The sequence below is a fragment of the Halomonas pelophila genome, assembly GCF_040196315.1.
Lineage (GTDB): Bacteria > Pseudomonadota > Gammaproteobacteria > Pseudomonadales > Halomonadaceae > Halomonas > Halomonas pelophila.
The window spans coordinates 282,358-304,265 of sequence record NZ_JBEGCI010000005.1 but is presented as its reverse complement, the minus strand read 5'-3'; the positions used below and the strand labels follow the sequence as shown (position 1 = coordinate 304,265).

Below are 21,908 nucleotides of genomic sequence, written 5' to 3'. Positions count from 1 at the left end.
CAGCAAGGGCTCGATCAGTACATCCATTACTACAACCACGAACGCATCAGGCTGAAACTAAAAGGCCTGAGCCCCGTGCAGTACAGGACTCAGGCCTTGGGCGCTGGCTGAATGAACCGTCCAACTATTGGGGGTCAGTTCATGCCGGCGGGGCCTTTTTCGTTCAATTCGACGGTGCGGAAGGGCTAGACTGCAAGGACACGCCCCGCGACCCGGATCGCCTCAACAGGGAGCCACGACGATGACGGACCACGCCCTGGACTACTATCGCCCGCCACATTCCGAGGCCCTCGGCCTGATTCGCCTGCGCGCCAGCGCCGACGGCCTCACCGAGATCGCCTTCGTGATGGAAGCCGAGGAGCCGGCCCGCCCCAACGCGGCCACCGAGCAGGCCCGCGCCCAGCTCGACGAGTACTTCGCCGGCGCGCGCCACGCCTTCGACCTGCCGCTGGCGCCCGAGGGCACCGACTTCCAGCAGCGCGTCTGGCAGGCGCTGGCGACCATCCCCTTCGGCGAAACCCGCTGCTACGCCGAGATCGCCGAGCAGCTGCACTGCCGCGGCGGCCAGCGCGCGGTGGGGGCGGCCAACGGCAAGAACCCGCTGGCCATCGTGGTGCCCTGCCACCGGGTGATCGGCAGCGACGGCCGTCTCACCGGCTACGCCGGCGGCATCGGCCGCAAGCAGTGGCTGCTGGCCCACGAGGCCGGCGAGGTTCCCTTCGCGCTGAGCTAACGCCTCACCCGGCCTCGACGCTGCATCGACCCGGCCTCTAGCGCGTCACTCGTGCGTCAGCCTCGCGTTCCGCCTGCGATGGCACCTCGCCTACGCCAGGGGGACCGCATAGAAGAGGCAATCGCTGCGGGCGATCTCGCTGTTGGTGGTGGCCATGAAGATGCGCAGCGGGCGGCGAGCATGGAGCCGTCCCTTCCGCACGCAGAACAGCTCCCCGACAAGCTCCCGGCCATCCCCGTCCCGCGCCTGCAGGCAGGAAAGGCCCTGGTGACCCAGCCAACCGAGCGGCGCGGCCGGGGAGGTCACGCCACGGTTGTGCTCGTCGATACGCGCCCAGAGCGTGACATCCACGTCGGGACGGGGCGCGCGGTCGTAGGCGACGCTGGCGCCGGGTCGCAGCTCCACCCGCAACGGATGAACCAGCACCTCGAGCCCAGGGGCGGCGGGCAGGGCCGTCAGGTCCGGACACTCGGCGAGCAGCCGATAGAGGCCCTCGGCCACGTCACGGGCGGCGGGTTGCAGGGCGCCGCCGCACTCGAGGGTGAAGACGGGACAGCCCGCCAGTCGCGGCCGCTGGAGCGGCAGCTCCATGAGGCTGCCCAGCCGCAAGTCGGTGACGATCAACTGCTCGCAGAAACGACCGGTCAGGGCCTCGACGACCGGGTGGCGATGGGTGGTCACGGCGAAAGCGGGCCCGTTGCCGGAGGTGTTGTGGAGATCGATGACGCATTCCGGCGCCCAGGCCTCCAGGTCCTGAATGATGCTCCAGGCGAGCTCCCCGGCCGGCCCTTCGAAGGGGGGGCGGAAACAGCGATTGAGATCCCGGTCGTCCGGGGTATGGCGATGGGTAAAGGCCGGATGCGACAGCGCTCCCCGGACGTTGGCCAGCAACACCGCCAGCCGGGTACGGGGCCGCGGGCGTTCCCCCAGCCAGCGGTGCAGCGCCAGGGTGCCGGAGGGTTCATTGCCGTGCAGCAGGGTGGTGACCACCCGGCAGCGCCGGTCATCCTCACCCTCGAGCATCAGCCAGACGGGCCCGCCGAGGGTCTGGAGCCAGGCCTCGACCTCGCGATGGTCATCCGGTGGGTCGGTGATGACCGGCAGCGACAGTCCCTTCATTCACTCCTCCTGCGGCCAGCGCGCCACCGGCCGGTTGGTGGCCGCCGCGGCACGGTAGGCGTCGAGCAGTCGATGACAGGCCTTGTCGCGGGACAGGCCCCGCCCCTCGAGATGCGCCAGCATCCGACGCTGCCAGCGGGCACCGCTGGCCCGAGCCTGGAGGCGCTCGGCGATCACCCCGAGGTAGCGGTGGCTGTCGGCATCCGCCACGCCCAGGGCGCGCAGCCCCCGCTGGGCCTCGGGCAGCAGCCGCTCGAGCAGCGTCACCACCGACGTCTCCTCCAGGCGGTGGTGCTTGCGATGCGGCCACAGCAGCCGGGCGTCCAGCCCCGACTGGGCGGCGCGATAGAAGTTGTAGTCGGCATAGCGGAACGGCATGGCGCTCAGCCACTCGGTGATGTCGTCGCGCAGGGCGGCCACCAGCCCCAACAGCAGAGCCGCGTTGGCCACCATGTCCACGGCGCTCGGCCCCGACGGCAGGGCGCGCATCTCCACCCGCAGGTGGCCGCCGTCGGCGGGGTCGTAGACCGCCCGGTTCCAGGGCCAGATGGTGCCCATGTGCAGACGCAACTCGGCCAGCCCCGGCGCCGTGGTGCCGGGCGGCCGATCCTCGGGGAGGGTGTCGGAAGTGAGCGGCAGGATCGGCGGGTAAAGGGCCACCGCCTCGGCGAACAGCTCGAAGGCGCCCTCGCGCACCCAGCCCTGGCCGAAGGTCACCCGCGCCGGCTGCTGCCAGCGGTCGGCGCCGCGCATCCGGCAATCCACCGCCTGCTTGAACAGGGCGACGCGGGTCTCGTCCCACAGTCGGCGCTGCAGGAAGAGCGGTGAGTTGGCGGACAGCGCCATCACCAGCGGGGTGACGACTTGAGCGGTGTTGTAGGTCGCGGCGAAGCGTTCGGGGGGAACCCGCAGGTGGAGCTGGAAGGAGGTGTTGGCCCCCTCCAGGACCACATGGTCACTGCTGACCCGCACGCTGTCCTCGCCATGGATCTCGACATCGAAGGGCTCGCCGCGCAGACGCTTGAGGCCCTGCTCCAGGGCGCGATAGCGCGGCAGGTCACTCATGGCGTGCTCCCCCAGGTCCGTCCTGCGCAGGGTGGGCAGAATGCCGATCGGCACCACGTGGGCCTGATGCGCCGCCGCGGCCGCCTCGAGCCGCGCCAGGGCCTGTAACAGCTGGCGCTCCAGGGCATGTAGCGGGCCGCCCGAGAGCGGCAGCGGCGCCAGGTTGTACTCGATGTTGAAGCGGTTGAGCTCCAGCTGCAGCTGGGGATCGTGCAAGGTGTCGACCAGGGTCTGGTTGAGGAGGGCGACCCGGCCACGGTCATCGACGATGTAGGCCTCCAGCTCGGCACCGATGCTGGGTGCCCCCGCCCCGAAGCCCGGCTGGGCGAGCAGCTCACGCAGCACCTCGACGCTGTCCCGCAGGCGCTTGCCGAAGCGCTGGTAGTCCGACGCCGAGAAGGCGTCGCGGTCGATGATCGCGCCCATCGCATCCACTCCCCGGAGCGGCCGTGTTTGTCATCAGTCTAGGTAAAGGCGCCGGGGATGGGACGCCGGAGGAGGATTACAGCGGCAGATGCAGGATAGCGCCGCGCAGGGCCGAGTCGTCGGCCCACAGCTGGCCCAGGGTCAGCGGCAGCGAGAAGCGGCGCCGGCCGGCGCCGCCGGGATTGAACAGCAGCCGGCCGTCGCGCCATTCGTTGCGCGCCTTGTGGGAGTGGCCGTGAAGCACGGCATCGCAGGCGATGGCGGCGTCGAAGTCGGCGATATCGTGCACCAGGTGCAGGCGCCAGCCGTTGACCACCAGATCATGGTGCCAGGGCAGCCGCTCGGCCCAGGCCGCGGTGTCGACGTTGCCGCGCACGGCGTAAACCGGCGCCAGCTCGGCGAGCCGCTCGAGGATTGCCTCATCCTGTGCCCGACTGCCCACGTCGCCGAGATGCAGGATCAGCCCGCAGCCCTCGAGCATCGCCAGCGCCTCGTCGCGCAGCGTGCCGTGGGTATCGGCGATCACCCCGATCGGGGCATCGAGGTCGAAACGCTCGGTCTCCATGCGCCAGGCTCCCTCTCATGCGATTCGACCCCATGGTGACGCCGATCGCGCGGGTCGGCCAGCACCGGCCTCGTTTATGCGAGCGGGGTTTTGCGGCACCATGGCAGCCTGCCCGCCCACCGCGAAGGATTCGCCATGCTCTCACGCCTCTCCCAGGGAACCGAGCTCACTCCCGGCTTCATGGTGATCCACGGCAACCGCCTGGAGGCGCTGCGCGACCTGGCGGTGGAGTGGATTCGCCACCATCCGCTGGGGCCGCTCGAGGACGAGGTGATCCTGGTGCAGAGCAACGGCATCAGCCAGTGGCTGAAGCTGGCGCTGGCCGCCGACCCGCCCGCGGGCGCCGGCATCGCCGCGGCCATGGACGTCACCCTGCCGGCGCGCTACCTGTGGCAGGCCTACCGCGCGGTGCTGACCCAGCAGGACGGCCCCGACGCCGTGCCGCCGGCCTCCCCCTTGGACAAGCCGCGGCTCGTCTGGCGGCTGATGCGCCTGCTGCCGGAGCTCACGGACGACGCCACCTTCGCCCCCCTGGCGCGCTTCTTGGCCGACGACGAGGACCGCCGCAAGCGCCACCAGCTCGCCGAGCGCCTCGCCGACCTCTTCGACCAGTACCAGGTCTACCGCGCCGACTGGCTCGCCGCCTGGGCCGAGGGCCGCGACGAGCTGATCGACGCCCGCGGCCAGGCGCGGCCGCTCGCCGAGGACCAGCGCTGGCAGCCGGCGCTGTGGCGGCGGCTGCGCGACGACATCGGCGAGGCCGGCCTCGCCACCAGCCGCGCCTGGGTGCACACCCGCTTCCTCGAGGCGTGCCGCGAGCTCACCCCCGAGACGCATCCACCCGGCCTGCCGCGCCGGGTGGTGGTGTTCGGCATCTCCTCGCTGCCCCGCCAGACCCTCGAGGCGCTGGCCGCGGTATCGAGGGTCACCCAGGTGCTGCTCTGCGTGCACAACCCCTGCCGCCACTACTGGGCGGACATCATCGAGCACAAGGATCTCTTGAGGGCCGCCCGCCGGCGCCAGCGCCACCGCCCCGGCATGCCCCTCGAGCTCGACGACACCGAGCTGCACCTCCACGCCCAGCCGCTGCTCGCCGCCTGGGGCAAGCAGGGCCGCGACTACCTGCGCCTGCTCGACGAGTTCGACGACCAGGACGCCTACCGGGCGCTGTTCGACGCCGAGGCGATGCGCATCGATCTGTTCGACTCCCCGGCCGAGGCCGAGGCGCCGGGGCTGCTCCAGCAGCTGCAGGACGACATCCTCGAGCTGCGCCCGCCCCAGGAGACCCGCGACACCTGGCCGGCCGTCGATCCGGGGCGCGATCGCAGCCTGCGCTTCCACGTCGCCCACAGCGCCCTGCGCGAGGTGGAGATCCTCCACGATCAGCTGCTCGCCGCCTTCGACGCCGACCCCACGCTGCGCCCGCGCGACGTGCTGGTGATGGTGCCGGACATCGACACCTACGCCGCAGCCGTGCAGGCGGTGTTCGGCCGCCTGGCGCCGGACGACCCGCGCCATATCCCCTTCACGCTCTCCGACCAGACCAGCCGCCACCGCCAGCCGCTGCTGGTGGCGCTGGAGGCGCTCCTGCACCTGCCGGAGGCGCGGCTCACGGTGAGCGACCTCTTGGACCTCTTGGAGGTACCGGCCCTGCGCGGGCGCTTCGGGCTGGACGCGGACGCCCTGCCGGTGCTGCGCCGCTGGATCGAGGGCGCCGGCATCCGCTGGGGGCTTAACGCCACGCAGCGCGCCCGGCTCGACCTGCCCGGCGGGCTCACCGCCAACACCTGGGCCTTCGGCCTGCGCCGGCTGCTGCTGGGCTACGCGGTGGGCCGCAGTACAGAAAACGAGAGCGCCGTCGGCCCCTGGCACGACATCGAACCCTTCGGCGACATCGGCGGCCTGGAGGCGGCCCTGGCCGGCCCGCTGATGGACCTCCTCGACGCCCTCGAGGCCCAGTGGCGCGCGCTCTCCGAGCCCGCCGACGTGGCCACCTGGTGCCGGCGGCTGCGCGGGCTGCTGAGCTCGTGCTTCGCCGCCGAGGACGAGGCGGACCTCGCCACCCTGAGCCGCCTGGAGGAGCTCTTGGAGGAGTGGCAGGAGACCACCGAGGACGCCGGCCTGTCCGAGGCGCTGCCGCTCTCGGTGGTGCGCGAGCACTGGCTCGGCCAGCTCGACGAGGCCAACCTCTCCCAGCGCTTCCTGGCCGGCGCGGTGAACGTCGCCACCCTGATGCCGATGCGCGCCATCCCCTTCCGCCATGTGTGCCTGCTGGGCATGAACGACGGCGAGTACCCGCGGGTGCAGCGGCCGCTGGACATCGACCTGATGGGCCACGACTACCGCCCCGGCGACCGCTCCCGCCGCGAGGACGACCGCTACCTCTTCCTCGAGGCGCTGCTCTCGGCCCGGGACAGCCTGATGATCAGCTGGGTCGGCCGCAGCATCCACGACAACGCGCCTCGCCCGCCTTCGGTGCTGCTCGGCCAGCTCCGCGACCACCTGGCCGCCGGCTGGCGACTCGCCGGACGAGAGCATGAAGACGACGCCGGCCAGGCCCTGCTCGACGCCCTGACCACCGAGCATCCGCTGCAGCCGTTCAGCCGCAGCTACTTTGCTGGCGGAGAAAGGCTGTTTACCTACGCCCGGGAGTGGCGGGCGGTGCACCAGGCCGCGCCGGACGCCGTGGCCGACGGCGAACTGCCGCCCATCGAGCTCGACACCGCCCTGCCGCTGGCGCGGCTCAGTGGCTTCCTCAAGGACCCGGTGAAGGCCTTCTTCACCACCCGGCTCGGCGTCTACCTCGAGCGCGAGGCGCTGGAGAGCCCCGACCACGAGCCCTTCGCCCTGGACGGCCTCGACCATTGGCAGCTCCAGCAGGCGCTGATCGAGGCCGGGCGCCGCGCCGTGGACGAGGGTGCGTCGCCGACGCCCGCCGTCCACGACACCCTGGCGCGCCTGGAGCGCGAGGGGCGCCTCGCCATGGGCGGCTTCGCCGAACTGATGCGCGAGCACCTCGTCGAGCCGCTGGACGACCTCTTCGAGGCCTACGCCGAGAAGCTCGAGGCCTGGCCCCACGCCTGGGAGACGCCGGCGTCCGTGTCGCTCGAGCTCACCACCGCAGACGGTCCGCTGTCGACTGATTCTCTACGAGTGGAGGACTGGCTGGACGGCCTGCGCGAGAACGCCGAGGGCGAGCGCTGCCGGCTGGTGCTGATGACCAGCAGCCTGGTCAACAAGGGCAAGTACCACTGGAAGCACTGGCTCGCCCCCTGGGTCGGCCACCTCGCCGGCCAGCTCGCCCTCGGCCCCATGACCACGGTGCTGCTCTCCCGCGCCGGCGGCGGCACCCTGGCACCGCTGGACGAAGCCACCGCGCGCCAGCACCTGGAGGCCATCGCCCGCGCCTGGCGCGCCGGCATGGCCGCGCCGCTGCCACTGGCCCGGGACACCGCCTTCGCCTGGCATGAGAAGGGCGGCGACGAGAACGCCCTGGCCCGCGTCTTCGGCAGCGACGAGAAGGCGGAAGAAGCCGACCTCAAGGCCTGGAAGGCCGCCGCACGCGTCTTCGAGGGCGACGACTACACCGCCGGCGAGCGCGACCGCGATCCCTACCTCGCCCGCCAGTGGCGTGACCTCGCAAGCCTCGTTCGCCACCAGGCCGCCGGCCGGCGCTTCACCGAGCTGACCGCGGCGCTCTACGCCCCGCTTCACGACACCGTGAAGGCCAAGGGCGGCGACAGGAAGAACGGCGACAAGGGCCAGGGAGGCAGCAACTCATGAACTCGCCCGATACCGCTCGAAATAACGTGGAAACCGTGCAGGCGGCCGAGACCCCGCGCCTCGACCCGGTGGCGCTGCCGCTCACCGGCAGCCGGCTGATCGAGGCCAGCGCCGGCACCGGCAAGACCTTCACCATCGCCCTGCTCTATCTGCGCCTGGTGCTCGGCCCCCGGAACGCCGAGGACGCGGCCAGTTTCCCCCGGCCGCTGACCCCGCCGGAGATCCTGGTGGTCACCTTCACCAACGCCGCTACCCAGGAGCTGCGCGACCGCATCCGCGCGCGGCTGGTCGAGGCGGCAGAGGCCTTCCAGCAAGCGGCCAACCCAGAAGACGAAGCGCCGGGGGCTGCCCCGTCCCCCAACGAAACCGGCGACCTCTTCGCCGAACCGCCGGTGGATAACTCAGAACCTGAGAACGAAGCCTCGAGCGGCGATCCGCTGCTCGCCCTGCGCGACAGCTATCCCCGCGAGAGCTGGCCGACCTGCGCCCGCCGGCTGCGCCTGGCCGCCGAGTGGATGGACGAGGCCGCGGTCTCCACCATCCACTCCTGGTGCCACCGCATGCTGCGCGAGCACGCCTTCGACAGCGGCAGCCTGTTCGCCCTGGAGATGTCGCTGGACCAGTCGGAGATGGACCTGGAGATCGCCCGGGACTACTGGCGCAGCTTCTACTACGACCTCGACCCCGAGGCGCTGTCGATCATCAACAACCACTGCAAATGGTCGACGCCAGACGCCCTCAACGACACCGCCGCCCGGCTGCGCACCCACGCCGCCGCCCTGCCCGCGGCGCCACCGCCCTTTGATGCGCTCGCGAACTACCGCGAGCAGCGCGCCGCGGCGCTCGCCGAGCTCAAGGCGCCCTGGCCGGCCTGGCTCGACGAGCTGGAGGAATTGCTCGAGGCGGCCGCCCAGCGCAAGGCCTTCAACGGCCAGAAGCTCAACGCCAAAAGCCGCGCCAACTGGCTCGCCGCCCTGCGCGACTGGGCCCATGACCCCGAACTCGCGAGCCCCGATCTCACCCCCGCCGCCTGGAAGCGCCTGACGCCCGACGGCATCGCCGAGATCTGGAAGGAAGAGCCGGCCCCGAACCTGCCGGCGCTGGAGGCGCTGGAAGAGTTGCCGGAGCGACTCGCCGCCCTGCCCGACCCGTTCGCCGACCTGCTCGCCCACGCCGTGCACTGGATGGCCGCGCGCCGCGAGACCGTGCAGCGCCGCCGCGCCGAGCTCGGCCCCGACGACCTGCTGCACCGGCTGGACGCCGCCTTCGCGGGGGAGGCCGGCGAGACGCTCGCCGCGCGCATCCGCGAGCAGTTCCCGGTGGCGCTGGTCGACGAGTTCCAGGACACAGACCCGGTGCAGTACCGGCTCTTCGACCGGGTCTATGAGCTGGAACAGAATCGCGATGACAGCGCGGTGCTGCTGATCGGCGATCCCAAGCAGGCGATCTACGCCTTCCGCGGCGCCGATATCCACACCTACCTCCAGGCCCGGCGCGACACCGCCGGCCGCCACGTCACGCTCGGCACCAACTTCCGCTCCGCCGAACCCATGGTCGCGGCGGTCAACCGGGTGTTCGAACACGCCGAGCAGAGCGACGCCGGCGCCTTCCTGTTCCGCCGCGGCGACGACAATCCGGTGCCCTTTGCGGCTGTCGACGCGAACGGCAGGAAGGATGCCCTCACGCGAAACGGCGCCACACAGCCGGCGCTGACCCTCTGGCACCTGGCCGCCGACGAGACCCTCGCCAAGGGGGCCTACCTGGCTGAGCTGGCCGGGCGCTGCGCCACCGAGATGGCCAGCCTCCTGCGCGAGGGCCAGGCTGGGCAGACGGGCTTTTTGAAGGAAGGGGAACTGCGCCCGCTGGCACCGTCGGACCTCGCGGTGCTGGTCAACAATGCCGGCGAGGCCCGCGCCATCCGCGCCGCCCTGCTGGCCCGCGGCATCCGCAGCGTCTACCTCTCCGACAAGGAGGGCGTGTTCGAGACCGAGGCCGCCGCCGAGCTGGAGGGGTGGCTCGCCGCCTGCGCCGCGCCGGACGACGAGCGCTGCCTGCGCGCCGCGCTCGCCACGCCGAGCCTCGGGCTCTCGCTTGCCGAGCTCGATGCTCTGAACGGCGGCCCCCAGCAGGACGAGCTGGCCTGGGAGGCGCGGGTGATGCAGTTCCGCGACTACCACCGCCAGTGGCAGCGCCGCGGCGTGCTGCCCATGCTGCACCGACTGCTGGCCGACTTCGCGGTGCCCGGGCGGCTCTTGGCCGTGCCCGAGGGCGAGCGACGACTCACCGATCTGCTGCACCTCGGCGAGCTCTTGCAGGAGGCCAGCGCCGAGATCGACGGCGAGCACGCCCTGCTGCGCTTTCTCGCCGAGTCCCGCGCGCACCCGCACGCGCAGTCCGACACCCACCGCCTGCGCCTGGAGAGCGACGCCGACCTGGTGCAGGTGGTGACCATCCACAAGTCCAAGGGCCTGGAGTATCCGCTGGTGTTCCTGCCCTTCATCGCCGCCTTCCGCCCGGTGAAGCAGGGCGACCTGCCGCTGCGCTGGCACGACGACGACGGCCACCTGCGCCTGACGCTCTCCGCCGACGAGGCGACGCTCGCCCGCGCCGACCGCGAGCGCCTGGGGGAGGACCTGCGCAAGCTCTACGTCGCCCTGACCCGCGCCCGCCACGCCACCTGGCTCGGCCTGGCGCCGCTGGACGCCATGGAGCGCAGCGCCGTCGGCCACCTGCTCAAGGGAGGCGAGGAACTGACGCCCGAGGCCCTGCGCCCGGCACTCGAGGCGCTGGCCGACGGCGAGGGCCGAGTCACGGTGATCGACGCCCCCGAGGCCGAGGCCACGCCGGTCGAACTCGCCAGCGACGACACCCCGCTCGGCCATGCCCGCGCGCCCGGCCGGACGATCCGCGAGCACTGGTGGATCGCCAGCTACTCGGCGCTGCGCACCGGCGCCACACCGGATGAGGAAGCTGAATCCGCCGTCCAGGCCGAGCCGGCGCCCGAGCCCACCACCGCCGACGAGGCCACGGCGATGGAGGTGATCGACGAGCCCTTCGACGCGGCGGCCGCCACGGTGAGCGAGGGCTCGCTTCACCGCTTCCCCCGCGGCCCCTCGGCGGGCACCTTCCTGCACGGCCTGCTGGAGTGGGCCGGCGAGGAGGGCTTCGCCCGGGTGGCCCAGAACGCCGAGCTGCGCACCGACACCCTGGCCCGGCGCGCCAACCGCCGCGGCTGGGAAGGCCAGATCGCCGCTCTCGAACAGTGGCTGCCGGAGCTTCTGACCACGCCGCTGCCGGTGCCGGATTCGGACGATGGCGAGGCCGCGCCGCTGCGCCTCGACGCCCTGGACGGCTACCGGGTCGAGCTGGAATTCTGGTTCGCCGCCCACAAGGTGAACACCCGCCGGCTGGACGCCCTCGTAAGCGCTCACACACTCGGCGGCCGGCCGCGGCCGGCGCTCGAGCCCGATACCCTCAACGGCATGCTCAAGGGCTTCATCGACCTGGTGGTGGAACACGAGGGGCGCTTCTACGTGCTCGACTGGAAGTCCAACCACCTGGGCGCGGAAGACGCCGCCTACACCGAGGCGGCGATGGGTGAGGCCGTGCTCGAGAAGCGCTACGACGTGCAGTACTGCCTCTACCTGCTGGCCCTGCACCGGCTGCTCGGGGCCCGGCTGCCGGACTACGACATCGAGCGCCACCTGGGCGGAGCGCTCTACGTCTTCCTGCGCGGCACCCGCGCGCCATCCCGCGGCGTGCACGCCGAACGCCCGCCGAGCGAGCTGATCCTCGCGCTCGATGCCCTGTTTCGCGCCGCCGAGGAGGCCACCGCATGATGCCGGATACCCCGAACCACACTGCCGCGCCCGAAACAGCGCTGATGCAAGCGCCCGAACAGGCGCTGGCCGATCACGCGGCGCTCTTCGCCCTGCTCGACCGCTGGGTGGCGCGCGGCTGGCTGCGTTCGCTGGACCGCGCCTTCGCCGCCTTCCTGCATCGCGAGGCGAAGACGGAAAACGGGGTAAGTGAGGCCTCACCCCTGCTGCTGCTGGCGGCCGCACTCGCCAGCCACCAGCTCGGCCGCGGTCACGTCTGCCTGGACCTGGCCCAGACGCTCGCCACCCCGGACCTCGCGCTCTCGCTGCCGCCGGAGGGCGACAGCCTGGAGGATCCGCCGCCGCTGCCCAGCCGGGTGATGGCCGCGCTGGAGCTCGACGCCTGGCGCGCGGCGCTGGCCCAGCCGGAACTCGTCGCCGATGGCCCCGGCAGCACCCCCCTGGTGCTCGCCGGCACCGCCGCACGCCCCCGGCTCTACCTGCGCCGCTACTGGCAGCACGAGCAGGATATCCACACCCGGATCAATGAGCGGCTCGGCGATGCGAAGAGCGATGACGAGACCCCGGACGCGGCCCGCCTGCGCCCGATCCTCGACGCCCTCTTCCCCAACCGGGGGGATGCCCCGCACGCGATCGACTGGCAGAAGGCCGCCTGCGCCCTGGCCGGCCGCTCGCGCTTCGCGGTGATCACCGGCGGCCCCGGCACCGGCAAGACCACCACCGTGGTGCGCCTGCTCGCCCTGCTCCAGGCGCTGGCGCTCGGTGAAGGCCAAGGGGAAGGCGAGAGTGAAGGAGAACAGGCCCTGCGCATCCGCCTCGCCGCGCCCACCGGCAAGGCCGCCGCCCGGCTCAACGAATCCATCGCCGGCCAGGTGGCGAATCTCGACCTCGACGGCCTGGCCGACGATCCCGAGCAGCTGCGCGGCGTGATCCCCAAGGAGGTCTCGACGCTGCACCGGCTGCTCGGCTCGCGCCCCGACACCCGCCGCTTCCGACACGACCGCCACAACCCCCTGCCGCTGGACGTGCTGGTGGTGGACGAGGCCTCGATGGTCGACGTGGGCATGATGGCCGCGATGCTCGAGGCGCTGCCGCCCCGGGCGCGGCTGGTGCTGCTCGGCGACAAGGACCAGCTCGCCTCGGTGGAGGCCGGCTCGGTGCTGGGCGACCTGTGCGCCCGGGCCGAGGGCGGCCACTACACCCCGGCCACCGCCGAATGGCTGGGTGAGGCCACCGGCCAGCCGCTGCCCGCACAGACGCTGGACGCCGACGGCCAGCCGCTCGACCAGGCCATCGCCATGCTGCGCGTCAGCCACCGCTTCACCGCCGACAGCGGCATCGGCCAGCTGGCATCTGCGATCAACCTGGACGCCGAACCCGCCGCCAAGCGCCGCGCCATCACCACGGCGCTTACTCACGGCTTCGCGGACCTCTCGCACCACAAGCTTGCCGCCGACGACGAGCGCGGCCTGGCCCGCCTGGCTGTGACCGGCTGCCCCGAGAGGTTTACTACAAACCAGCCGAATGCCAACACCGCCGACGCACCGCCGGTGGGCTATCGCCACTTCCTGAGCGTGATGGCCGAGGCACGACCGGCGGACGAGGCGGAACAGGCGGCCTTCGATGACTGGGCAAGAGAGGTGCTGGCGGCCCACGGCGACTTCCAGCTGCTGTGCGCGCTGCGCCGCGGCCCCTGGGGCGTGGAAGGCCTGAACGAGCGGGTGCGCCAGGCGCTGGAGCGGGAAAAGCTGATCGACAGCCAGGACGGCCGCCAGCGCTGGTACCCCGGCCGCCCGGTGCTGGTCACCAAGAACGACTACGGCCTGGGGCTGATGAACGGCGATATCGGCATCACCTTGGACATGCCGCGCCCGGACGCTTCACCCGGGGACACCGGCCGCCGCCTGCTGCGGGTGGCCTTCCCCGCCACTGATGGCACCGGACGCATCAAGTGGGTGCTGCCCTCGCGCCTGCAGGCGGTGGAGACGGTGTTCGCCATGACGGTGCACAAGTCCCAGGGCTCGGAGTTCACCCACGCCGCCCTGGTGCTTCCCGACGCGCCGAACCCCATCCTCACCCGGGAGCTGGTCTACACCGGCATCACCCGCGCTCGCCACTGGCTGACGCTGGTGGAAACCGGCCGCGGCCAGCTGATGGACGCGGCGCAGCGGCGGGTAATGCGGGTGAGTGGGCTGGGGAGCTGATGGAGCCGCCTTGCCTCCAAAAAGGGCGAGCGAACAGGTTTCACGGGACGCCAAAAAGCGCCTCGTAGACCTCCACGGCACTGTCGTATTTGGTGAAATGGCTTTTGGGGACGTGACGAATCGCAGGGCGCTCAGCCTTGATCCCTTCCGCATTGCCCTTGGTGTGCCTCGCCATCTTGAATCCTGAAAGATCGGGTAGTGGATTTCCCGGTGAGCCACCGAAGATCAGAAATGGCCCTAGCTCGAGCGTCTCGGCATCGAATTGAACCCAAACCACTACACCTGACGGCTTGATCCCAAGCGCCGTATGCACGTTCTGCTTGGCAGTTCTCGCCTCTCGACTGGAAGCCTTGAGCTGCAGGTGGCGGATCACGCCATTTTCTTCAGCAATCAGATCGTATCCGCTGTTGTCGACTTCTGGTTTTGCAACTTCGAGCCTGCAGCCCCTCTCCAACCAGGAATGCTTAAGCAACTCACCGATAAAAAGATGCTCAATCAAGCGTTCTCGATATGACGAGTGGATGAAATGCTGCTCCAATTTTAACCTCCTCTAGCGATAGCACTGCCTGCATATTGCCCCGAATATTAGTCACTAGGCTATGTAAAAACTCCCTTTCAGAGACGCAAATAATCACACCAGCTAGATACAAGCCTCGCGACTAAAAACAGTGAAGATGGTGTTCGCGATGACGGTGCACAGGCCCCGGGCTCGGATTTCACCCCCGCCGCCCTGGTGCTGCCCGACGCGCCGCCCCCATCCCCACACACGGGAGTTGGTCTACACCGGCATCACTCACGCCCGCCACTGGCTGACGCTGGTAGAAATCGGCCACGGCCAGTTGACGGGCGCGGCGCAGTGGAGAGTGATGCGGGTAAGTGGATTGGGGAGATAAAAGACATAGGCAGCAAACTCTAGCCGTAAGTGGAGTTCATTTCCGTCCAAAAGAAAACCTTCATAAAGTCACCGACGCCGAGGTACGCCGGTGATGAAGAGTCTAAACAACCACTTTGACAAACTTCTCAGCTATCGAACACCGGCACAAGAGAGCCTCGAATAGTAATCAGGATTTAATCCTATCAATCTCTTCTTGGAAAAGACGAATCTTTTCCTCAAGCTCCGCCACTCTATTATCGCCATTATCTTTATCAAAACCTTCATCAAGCTCGAGATCAAACCATTTTGATGGATCTTTAGGCTTTATAACTTCGGCGCTTAAGTCGTGGTCGCGAGCTTTTTCTTCTATGGCGTTACCTAGTGAATCCCGGGCATAATCCTCACCATGCTGAAGGAAGACGGTTCGACCAATCATTTGCCAAGTGTGCCCTTTATGGTGTTCAAAGAGCCAGTTCAGAAGGTCGGCTTGATCAGCATGGCCGGAATAACCGCTTAGCCGTGCAATTTTGGCGCGGATATCGCGGGCTTCAAGGCGCGCCTGGGGTTGATGTTCTTTTTTCTGCCAGATCAACTCACCAGATAAAAAGGCACGATCTTCCAGTTTAACATTCTGGAGTTCGAGGAGTTTTCCGCCAATAGTACCTGAACTGCAGTATCCACTCATCGCCACGATATTTTTTTGAGAAAGAAGTACTTTTGGCAGCCAAGTAGCCGCCGGCCCACCGTCACCAGTTCCAGACCCCATTACAACAACATGAGGACCAGAGCCCACATTTTCGACTTCAACCTTCCTGTTCTTCACAACCGAAATGAGGCCTCGCCACTGTTTAGCGGTGCTGTTACCGTCAGAGACGCGAAGACCTTTTGAATCATGCATCATCCCAAAAGTCGAATCACAAATATCAAGAGCACACTGAAGATGAGAAGGATTGTTTTTTTGCAAACCCAAATCGCTAAAAACCTGCTTTCCAAGCCATAAAGGTCGTACTTTTCCGCTTTGCGATATGACTTGAACCTCTTTAAGTGCCTCAGCAGTAATCTGATTCATCTTTATCGCAGAGGGGCCATCCAATAGAAACTGGATTGATTGGTACCTATCAGGATCTGAGGCAACCACATAATGCAAGTCGAACAGGACATCCTGTGTTCGCCCGACTGCAAAAGCGGGTATTGCCAGTGTGCCATTGGACTCAAGTATCTCATCAAGAAGAGCTTTTAAGCGATGCCGACGGGTGGTTGGGTCTTTATCAGCATCATCACGTACCACGTTTCCGTACGTTGATTCGAGAACGGAAAATGTCCCTTTAGTGGGGTGCATAGGGAAGCGGAGAAAAGGCAATACTTCATTTTTCTCCGATCCTGGGCCGACGTCTCCAGAAAATACAATGCTTCTCTGACCCGATCCTTTTGGACCCCATAAAACTTTCACACTGGTGCCTCCTAAGATGTGACCACTTCGAAAGAATTGGATAAAAAGATCAGTGTCTACGGGATGGTAATTACCAAACCTTGTTTTCCCATCACGACCGGGAGCATGCCACTTTATTGCTTCGACATCCTGTTCTTCATATGCCGTATCTGGAAAACTAGCCGCATCTCGGAGCAGAAGTGTGGCAATATCCCTAGTTTCCTTTGTGCAATACACTGTTCCTTCGAAACCACGCTTATAAAGCTCTGGAATTAACCCGCAGTGATCGGTATGCGCATGCGTCAGCACTATAAACTTCAAATCAGAAGGTTCGAAAGGCCAGTCTTCGCACGAATTCCATACTTCAGCAGTCCGCTCACCTTGCTGCATCCCGCAGTCAATGAGGAAGCTCCATCCCCTGTCTATGTCACGCATCCAAGAGCAAGAACCCGTAACTTTTCCAAGCGGCCCAATAAAACGAATTTCCTTTTTTAACATCCTTGTCAGTATGTATTTCAGTCAACTGGCCAGTTCACCCAATTTTCTGCCTATTCGCGGTGACTGCTGCGTAAGGCCTTCCTCGCCGGCGGAAGTGGGTACTGCTCTAACGGTTAAGGCGGTGGAGACGGTGTTCGCCATGACGGTGCACAAGTCCCAGGGCTCGGAGTTCACCCACGCCGCCCTGGTGCTGCCCGACGCGCCGAACCCCATCCTCACCCGGGAGCTGGTCTACACCGGCATCACCCGCGCCCGGCACTGGCTAACGCTGGTAGAAACCGGCCGCGGCCAGCTGATGGACGCGGCGCAGCGGCGAGTGAGTGGATTGGGGAGTTGATGGGCATAGGTTCCATTTTTCAAAACGGCAGAGTCATTCTTTCAGCTATAAGTGGACGTTTAGCCTACGATCACCTGGGCTCAGCCGTCGGTTTGGATCTGTAGCGGAAAACCTGTTGGCTGCAGCCCCTAGTTAGCCATCTGCAATTTCGGACCACCTTAGGTAGAATAGAAGATAAGGATCTCGAATATCGAAAACGTCGTTATCCCCATCCCACTCGACCACATTATCGTTTGCAGAATCGTTTGCAATATTAGCTGTATGAAAACATGCGTTTGTGATACTGGACCCACTGGGAGAGGCGCCATCACACAACGAACTAATCCTGTCAACTAGAGGCTGATACCTAAAGTTTAGCCGAGGAGGGTCTATAGACAAGGCTTTGAGAAGGAGCCGGTAGACGTCGCCTTGCCATCCAAATTTTGAAATGTAAATCTTCCTGTCTGAGCCTCGTGTTTTAGGCCCATCTAGCATTTTTTCAGCGATCGAACTGTAGTCAGTCGACGCAACAGTTCTGCGACAAATTTCGTCGAAAAATTCTTTCTCATATATTAAATCAACCCGACTATCGGGGACGTCCCTTATTCCTTTTTCAAGACAAGCATTTAAGCACAAATACTGCATTAATTGGGGTGAGCCCGCTGCTTCCTCTGCGAGGTGGTCAACAAGGCCATTCCTATACACGATATTGGCTTTTTCAAAGCCTTTGTAAGCAATCTTTTTAAGAAAATCGCTATTCCAATAATCGAAGTCTATCGAAAAAAAGCGCCCCCTTAGGTCAGGATTGCTCCGAATAACGTCATCAGAATGGTACGGCACAGAAGCACAGATAAATTTCACGCCCTGCCTAATCGCTTCTTTTATCTGTTCAGCCAAGTCAGACTGGATTGACTGGTCAATGTAATGAAAGTCGTCAATGAAGACTACGAAACCTGTATCCGCCAACTCTCTTATTAAAAGCTGCAGGAAGTCAATCGCAGCCGTTTCCGACTGAGCCTGGCTGCTATCATAGCCCGCCGATGCAGATGCCTCTCCCTTTGCCTTCGCAACTAGAATTCCACCCTCTCCTCCAACCTTACCCCCAATCGCCCCCGATTTCGTAGCGCTAGAACTGGAGCTCTTTTCAATCGGAGTCCCTATGATGTCGAAAACTCGGAGCCACAGATCGGAGGAGGCTTTGACTCCAGCCCCAGTCACTTGAATCAAATTTTCCCGCCCCAAAACATTCTCGACGAAAACGGTTTTCCCGGACTTGGAGGGGCCAGATATTGATACCAACATTGAACCATCTTCAATGGTGTCCTTTAGCTGTTCTTCCTTATCTTTCAGGTGATCATCCACATACGTCCATGTTGGAAATCGTCCTGGCGTAAAGATTTCTCTGGTTCTCATCCCACCCTCGATTTAACTTTTATTGGCTAACGCCTTAAAAACCAGAGCAGCTTTTCTGCGTCCGGCACCGAAGGCGCAAAGTTGATTTATCTGTTAGTTACATTACAAGCTCAGCCTAGAATACACACCTTCGACCATACATTCATCACCTTCAACATAGAGCGTGCCATACCCTCCGGCACTGAGAGCTAAGACGGCATCTTCACCAAGCGCAAGGCTTAAACAGGCGCTTGTTTTTATGTATATTCCTTGCCCCCATATTTCATACCAATCATCATCTTCTTGATTAATTATAACTGAGTAGTTTCCGGCCTCTTGCTCACTTTGGCCATAGACTGCTTTGACGTCACATTTGCCACCAGAGTCAGTGAAAATTATCTCGCCAGAATGCCCGTACATCCTGAGAAAAGATTCCTCGTAGTAAACGTACTCATAGCAATATCTGGTATGGATAAGTATGTTCTTACCGTCGATCTTATAGAGATTGCTCCCCTTGCGCGTAACACTGACTCCGTAGTTATCGGCGATTGCCTCAACGGAAATAGATGCGAGAAATAGAGATAGAATTATGCGGAGCTTCATCGATACCTCCTGTATAACTAACAGGTATTAGATAACCAACACGTTTATTTTCTTTAATGAGGCGGCGCATTCAAGTTAATAAACGAGCGCGCCACACCGACCAAAGCTCCATAAAAAACTCAGCATTAAATCTATCTAAGCAAAATAACACGGATAAATGAGCTGACTGCATTTTTCGGCGACTGCGCCATCGCGCAGCAAGCTGCGCTCCTACAAAAAACGTCGCTGACCACTCTGGCCGTGTCATTCCACTTTCTCCGTCACCTTGTTCGCAAAGAAAGCCAGCCTTCCGGCGATCGCCTGCATCTCGTCGATCGGCCACTCATAGCTCCAAGCTACATCGGCACTATCGGGTAGCGAGTAGTAGGTAGTGTCGCCCTTGAACGGGCAGTAGGTCACGATAGACGACACAGAGAGCTTCGGCATGTCCACATCCGCACGCGGGATATACTGACGGTGTGAATAGCTAGGCTCGCGCAATTCGATGGCGTTGCGGGTATCGGCGATCGAGGTGTCGCCATCAAGGATGCTCTCCCGCCGGGTATGCGGGTGCAGGGTGATGCGAGATTTGGCGGTGGGATCGGCCATTGGCAGGTCCATTGCTGGTTGGCTGATCCATCAGCGTAGAGCGATGGAGATCGAATGTCAGCGCACGAGGACAATTTTTCTTAGGTCAATTCGTCTAGGTTTGTTCTCGCCTGACCACTCCCCGCTCGGTCCCGATGAGCCACCACACGCTTGGCGCCTGCGCCCCTGCCCGCCATGATGGTGGCGTTCATGGGCTTCAGGAGACTCTCGGGATGAACCAGACACCACGCGCGCCGGCGCCGCTGACGGAATTGGGCGGCCGGTCGATCCTCTTCGTGATGGCGGCTGAGCCCGAATACGGCCCACACCTTCGGGAGCGGTTCACGCCCTTCATGACCGGCGTGGGGCCAGTGGAAGCGGCGGTGGAGCTCACCGCGGCGCTGGCGGGGCTCGAGCCGCGCGGACGGCTGCCGGACCTGGTGGTGTCGCTGGGCTCGGCGGGCAGCCGGGCGCTGGAGCAGACCGAGGTCTATCAGGCCACCTCGGTCGCCTACCGCGACATGGACGCCACCCCGCTTGGCTTCGCGACGGGCGTCACGCCCTTCCTCGACCTGCCGGCCACTTTGCCCCTGCCGCTGCGCATCCCCGGGATTCGCGAGGCGACGCTCTCGACCGGCGCCGATATCGTTTCCGGCGCGGCCTATGACGCCATCAAAGCCGACATGGTGGACATGGAGAGCTACGCCGGCCTGCGCGCCTGCACCCGTTTCGCGGTGCCGCTGGTCGTGCTGCGCGGCATCTCCGACGGCAAGGCGGAGCTGAACCATATCGACGACTGGACGGAGTACCTGCACGTCATCGACGAGAAGCTGGCCGGCGCCGTGGACCGTCTCGAGGCGGCGATCCGGGAGGGGCTGCTGACGCGCTGAGGCGCCGGGCCCGGGGTGCCGTTCAGTGCCGCCCTGGCGCCAAGCTTCTAGGCTGGGGAAGAGGTTTCGCACCGCCTAAGGAGAGTAGAAATGCCCGCCACCCGCACGACCTCCCCCGCCCTGGAGCGGGTCCACCTGGTCTGGGACCTGCTCATCATCGTGCTGGTGATCGCCAACCTGGCGCTGCTGCTGTTCGACAGTCTCTACCTGCTGCCGCCGCTGAACGCCGCCTTCGAGACCGTGGCTCCCGGCCTGCACGCCGCCTACGAGCGGCACATCCATGCCCGCTTCCTCACCATCGACCTGGCGTTCGTGGCCATCTTCCTGCTCGACGTGCTGCTGGGCTGGGCGGTGGCCATCGCCGAGCGCCACTACCATCGCTGGTTCTTCTACCCCTTCGTGCACTGGTACGACGTGCTCGGCTGCATCCCGCTGGGCGGCTTTCGGCTGCTGCGCATCCTGCGCGTCGTCTCGCTGCTGCACCGCCTGCAGCGCATGGGGCTGATCGACGTGCGCCGCTGGTACCTCTACGGCGTGGTCGCCAAGTACTACGACATCCTGATGGAGGAGCTCACCGACCGCATCGCCATCCGCATGCTCGACAACGTGCAGCAGGAGATCCGCCAGAGCGACGGGCTCTCCGCCCCGCTGATGGAGCGGGTGGTGCGCCCCCGCAAGCAGGCGCTGATCCACGAGATCGGCCAGCGGCTGGAGGCCATGGCGGGCGACGCCTATGCCCACAACCGCGACGACACCCTGCGCTACGTGCGCGGGCTGGTCGGCCGCACCCTGGCCGAGAGCCCGGAGCTCAAGCGGCTCGAGCGCCTGCCGCTGGGCGGCCAGCTGACCCGGGGGCTCGAGGCCTCGCTCTCCGACCTCGCCTGCCGCCTGGTCGACGAGGCCCTGGCGGGCCTGAAGTCGGCGGAGTTCTCCGCCCTGGTGGAGCACCTGGCCGAGAGCGGCTTCGATGCCTGGCTGCGCACCGACCCCGAGACTGAACGGATCACCGAGCAGGTGCTGGTCGACATGCTGGAGCTGCTCAAGGAGCAGATCGCGGTGAAGGGCTGGCAGCACCGCTACCAGTGAACCCGGCGGCGCTCTCAGCTCCGCCGCGCCGCGGGCAGCTCGCCCAGGTCGTGGGCGCCGCCGTGGGCTGTGTCGCTGTCGCACAGCCGGTGGTCGCTGAGCACCTCGATGATGCGGCAGCTCTCCACCTTGCCGCCGGCGCACTGGCCGATCATCCGCTGCAGCTCGTCGCGCAGCGCGGCGAGCCGCTGCAGTCGCGACTCCACTTCCTCCAGGTGGTGCTTGGCGAGGGCGTCGACCTCGTCGCAGCACATGTCGGGCCGGTCCGACATCGCCAGCAGCTCGCGCACCGCCTCCACCGAGAAACCGAAGTCCCGGGCGTGGCGGATGAAGGTCAGCCGCCGCACGGCCTCCTCCCCGTAGCGGCGCTGCCCGCCCTCGGTCCGCGAGGCCGCCTGCAGCAGCCCGATCTGCTCGTAGTAGCGCACGGTTTCCGGCTGGCAGCCGGCCCGCCGGGCCAGCGCGCCGATGCCGATGGTGGGGGAAATCTCCGTCATGGGGGTTCCTCGCTGCAGGGGT

16 protein-coding genes and 1 pseudogene are annotated in these 21,908 nt (G+C 65.8%); 8 read left to right on the top strand and 9 right to left on the bottom strand.

Features of this window, described 5'->3' with window-relative positions; translation table 11 throughout:
• Together ABE957_RS07940 and ABE957_RS07935 are read left to right on the top strand one after the other, a co-directional pair.
• Positions 1 to 111, top strand: a 111-nt coding sequence (locus tag ABE957_RS07940; protein ID WP_349756947.1) for an IS3 family transposase, incomplete at its 5' end; no start/stop codon positions are given.
• A gap of 130 nt (positions 112 to 241) precedes the next feature.
• Positions 242 to 733 carry a methylated-DNA--[protein]-cysteine S-methyltransferase gene (locus ABE957_RS07935; RefSeq protein WP_349758133.1) on the top strand — a complete coding sequence of 164 codons (492 nt, stop codon included), beginning with the start codon at positions 242 to 244 and terminating at the stop codon, positions 731 to 733.
• Between the two features lie 90 nt (positions 734 to 823).
• Here the strand turns inward: ABE957_RS07935 and ABE957_RS07930 are convergent, their stop codons facing one another.
• The 3 genes from ABE957_RS07930 to ABE957_RS07920 all read right to left on the bottom strand — a co-directional run bounded on the left by ABE957_RS07930 (position 824) and on the right by ABE957_RS07920 (position 3,908).
• The gene (locus tag ABE957_RS07930; protein WP_349758132.1) at positions 824 to 1,852 is read right to left on the bottom strand and encodes a M14 family metallopeptidase; all 1,029 of its coding nucleotides are present in this window, start codon (positions 1,850 to 1,852) and stop codon (positions 824 to 826) included.
• Positions 1,853 to 3,343, bottom strand: a complete 1,491-nt coding sequence (locus ABE957_RS07925) for a glutamate-cysteine ligase family protein (RefSeq protein WP_349758131.1) — start codon at positions 3,341 to 3,343, stop codon at positions 1,853 to 1,855. It lies immediately after the preceding gene.
• A gap of 76 nt (positions 3,344 to 3,419) precedes the next feature.
• Positions 3,420 to 3,908, bottom strand: coding sequence for a metallophosphoesterase family protein (locus tag ABE957_RS07920; RefSeq protein ID WP_349758130.1), 489 nt, complete (start codon positions 3,906 to 3,908; stop codon positions 3,420 to 3,422).
• A gap of 135 nt (positions 3,909 to 4,043) precedes the next feature.
• Here ABE957_RS07920 and recC point away from each other — a divergent pair, with 135 nt between their 5' ends.
• From recC to recD, 3 genes are read left to right on the top strand one after another with little or no spacing between them, the layout of a single operon-like run.
• A complete protein-coding gene (gene recC, locus ABE957_RS07915; RefSeq protein WP_349758129.1) occupies positions 4,044 to 7,691 on the top strand; it encodes an exodeoxyribonuclease V subunit gamma in 3,648 nt (1,215 codons plus the stop codon).
• Entirely contained in the window at positions 7,688 to 11,530 is a 3,843-nt protein-coding gene (gene recB / locus ABE957_RS07910; protein ID WP_349758128.1) for an exodeoxyribonuclease V subunit beta, read from the top strand. The genes recC and recB overlap by 4 nt, the downstream gene beginning before the upstream one ends.
• The gene (gene recD, locus ABE957_RS07905) at positions 11,527 to 13,734 is read left to right on the top strand and encodes an exodeoxyribonuclease V subunit alpha (RefSeq protein ID WP_349758127.1); all 2,208 of its coding nucleotides are present in this window, start codon (positions 11,527 to 11,529) and stop codon (positions 13,732 to 13,734) included. Before recB ends, recD begins: the two co-directional genes overlap by 4 nt.
• A 40-nt stretch (positions 13,735 to 13,774) precedes the next feature.
• On the opposite strand, the gene ABE957_RS07900 is transcribed toward recD, so the two are convergent.
• Positions 13,775 to 14,272 carry a hypothetical protein gene (locus ABE957_RS07900; RefSeq protein ID WP_349758126.1) on the bottom strand — a complete coding sequence of 166 codons (498 nt, stop codon included), beginning with the start codon at positions 14,270 to 14,272 and terminating at the stop codon, positions 13,775 to 13,777.
• Positions 14,273 to 14,795: 523 nt separating this feature from the next.
• Entirely contained in the window at positions 14,796 to 16,535 is a 1,740-nt protein-coding gene (locus ABE957_RS07895) for an MBL fold metallo-hydrolase (RefSeq protein WP_349758125.1), read from the bottom strand.
• A gap of 112 nt (positions 16,536 to 16,647) precedes the next feature.
• Here ABE957_RS07895 and ABE957_RS07890 point away from each other — a divergent pair.
• Positions 16,648 to 16,872, top strand: a pseudogene (locus tag ABE957_RS07890) (ATP-binding domain-containing protein); the annotation flags it as partial.
• A gap of 132 nt (positions 16,873 to 17,004) precedes the next feature.
• Here the strand turns inward: ABE957_RS07890 and ABE957_RS07885 are convergent.
• From ABE957_RS07885 to ABE957_RS07875, 3 genes are all read right to left on the bottom strand, one after another.
• A complete protein-coding gene (locus tag ABE957_RS07885; protein WP_349758123.1) occupies positions 17,005 to 18,264 on the bottom strand; it encodes a P-loop NTPase family protein in 1,260 nt (419 codons plus the stop codon).
• A gap of 102 nt (positions 18,265 to 18,366) precedes the next feature.
• Positions 18,367 to 18,846, bottom strand: coding sequence for a hypothetical protein (locus ABE957_RS07880; RefSeq protein ID WP_349758122.1), 480 nt, complete (start codon positions 18,844 to 18,846; stop codon positions 18,367 to 18,369).
• A gap of 243 nt (positions 18,847 to 19,089) precedes the next feature.
• Positions 19,090 to 19,434 carry a DUF427 domain-containing protein gene (locus ABE957_RS07875; RefSeq protein WP_349758121.1) on the bottom strand — a complete coding sequence of 115 codons (345 nt, stop codon included), beginning with the start codon at positions 19,432 to 19,434 and terminating at the stop codon, positions 19,090 to 19,092.
• Between the two features lie 212 nt (positions 19,435 to 19,646).
• On the opposite strand from ABE957_RS07875, the gene ABE957_RS07870 reads away from it, so the two are divergent.
• Positions 19,647 to 20,303: a 5'-methylthioadenosine/S-adenosylhomocysteine nucleosidase gene (locus ABE957_RS07870; RefSeq protein ID WP_349758120.1), complete on the top strand. Its 657-nt coding sequence runs from the start codon at positions 19,647 to 19,649 to the stop codon at positions 20,301 to 20,303.
• Positions 20,304 to 20,393: 90 nt separating this feature from the next.
• Positions 20,394 to 21,389 (top strand): ion transporter, encoded by a 996-nt coding sequence (locus tag ABE957_RS07865; protein ID WP_349758119.1) that lies wholly within the window; start codon positions 20,394 to 20,396, stop codon positions 21,387 to 21,389.
• A gap of 14 nt (positions 21,390 to 21,403) precedes the next feature.
• Here the strand turns inward: ABE957_RS07865 and ABE957_RS07860 are convergent, their stop codons facing one another.
• Positions 21,404 to 21,886 carry a MerR family transcriptional regulator gene (locus ABE957_RS07860; RefSeq protein WP_349758118.1) on the bottom strand — a complete coding sequence of 161 codons (483 nt, stop codon included), beginning with the start codon at positions 21,884 to 21,886 and terminating at the stop codon, positions 21,404 to 21,406.
• Between the last annotated feature and the right edge of the window lie 22 nt (positions 21,887 to 21,908).

Bases quoted from the DNA above. Each gene is read 5' to 3' on its own strand.
- ABE957_RS07880 (WP_349758122.1), bottom strand. From the start codon at position 18,846: ATGAAGCTCCGCATAATTCTATCTCTATTTCTCGCATCTATTTCCGTT.
- ABE957_RS07925 (WP_349758131.1), bottom strand. From the start codon at position 3,343: ATGGGCGCGATCATCGACCGCGACGCCTTCTCGGCGTCGGACTACCAG.
- ABE957_RS07860 (WP_349758118.1), bottom strand. From the start codon at position 21,886: ATGACGGAGATTTCCCCCACCATCGGCATCGGCGCGCTGGCCCGGCGG.
- ABE957_RS07875 (WP_349758121.1), bottom strand. From the start codon at position 19,434: ATGGCCGATCCCACCGCCAAATCTCGCATCACCCTGCACCCGCATACC.
- recC (WP_349758129.1), top strand. From the start codon at position 4,044: ATGCTCTCACGCCTCTCCCAGGGAACCGAGCTCACTCCCGGCTTCATG.
- ABE957_RS07865 (WP_349758119.1), top strand. From the start codon at position 20,394: ATGCCCGCCACCCGCACGACCTCCCCCGCCCTGGAGCGGGTCCACCTG.
- recB (WP_349758128.1), top strand. From the start codon at position 7,688: ATGAACTCGCCCGATACCGCTCGAAATAACGTGGAAACCGTGCAGGCG.
- ABE957_RS07885 (WP_349758123.1), bottom strand. From the start codon at position 18,264: ATGAGAACCAGAGAAATCTTTACGCCAGGACGATTTCCAACATGGACG.
- recD (WP_349758127.1), top strand. From the start codon at position 11,527: ATGATGCCGGATACCCCGAACCACACTGCCGCGCCCGAAACAGCGCTG.
- ABE957_RS07920 (WP_349758130.1), bottom strand. From the start codon at position 3,908: ATGGAGACCGAGCGTTTCGACCTCGATGCCCCGATCGGGGTGATCGCC.
- ABE957_RS07895 (WP_349758125.1), bottom strand. From the start codon at position 16,535: ATGTTAAAAAAGGAAATTCGTTTTATTGGGCCGCTTGGAAAAGTTACG.
- ABE957_RS07930 (WP_349758132.1), bottom strand. From the start codon at position 1,852: ATGAAGGGACTGTCGCTGCCGGTCATCACCGACCCACCGGATGACCAT.
- ABE957_RS07935 (WP_349758133.1), top strand. From the start codon at position 242: ATGACGGACCACGCCCTGGACTACTATCGCCCGCCACATTCCGAGGCC.
- ABE957_RS07870 (WP_349758120.1), top strand. From the start codon at position 19,647: ATGAACCAGACACCACGCGCGCCGGCGCCGCTGACGGAATTGGGCGGC.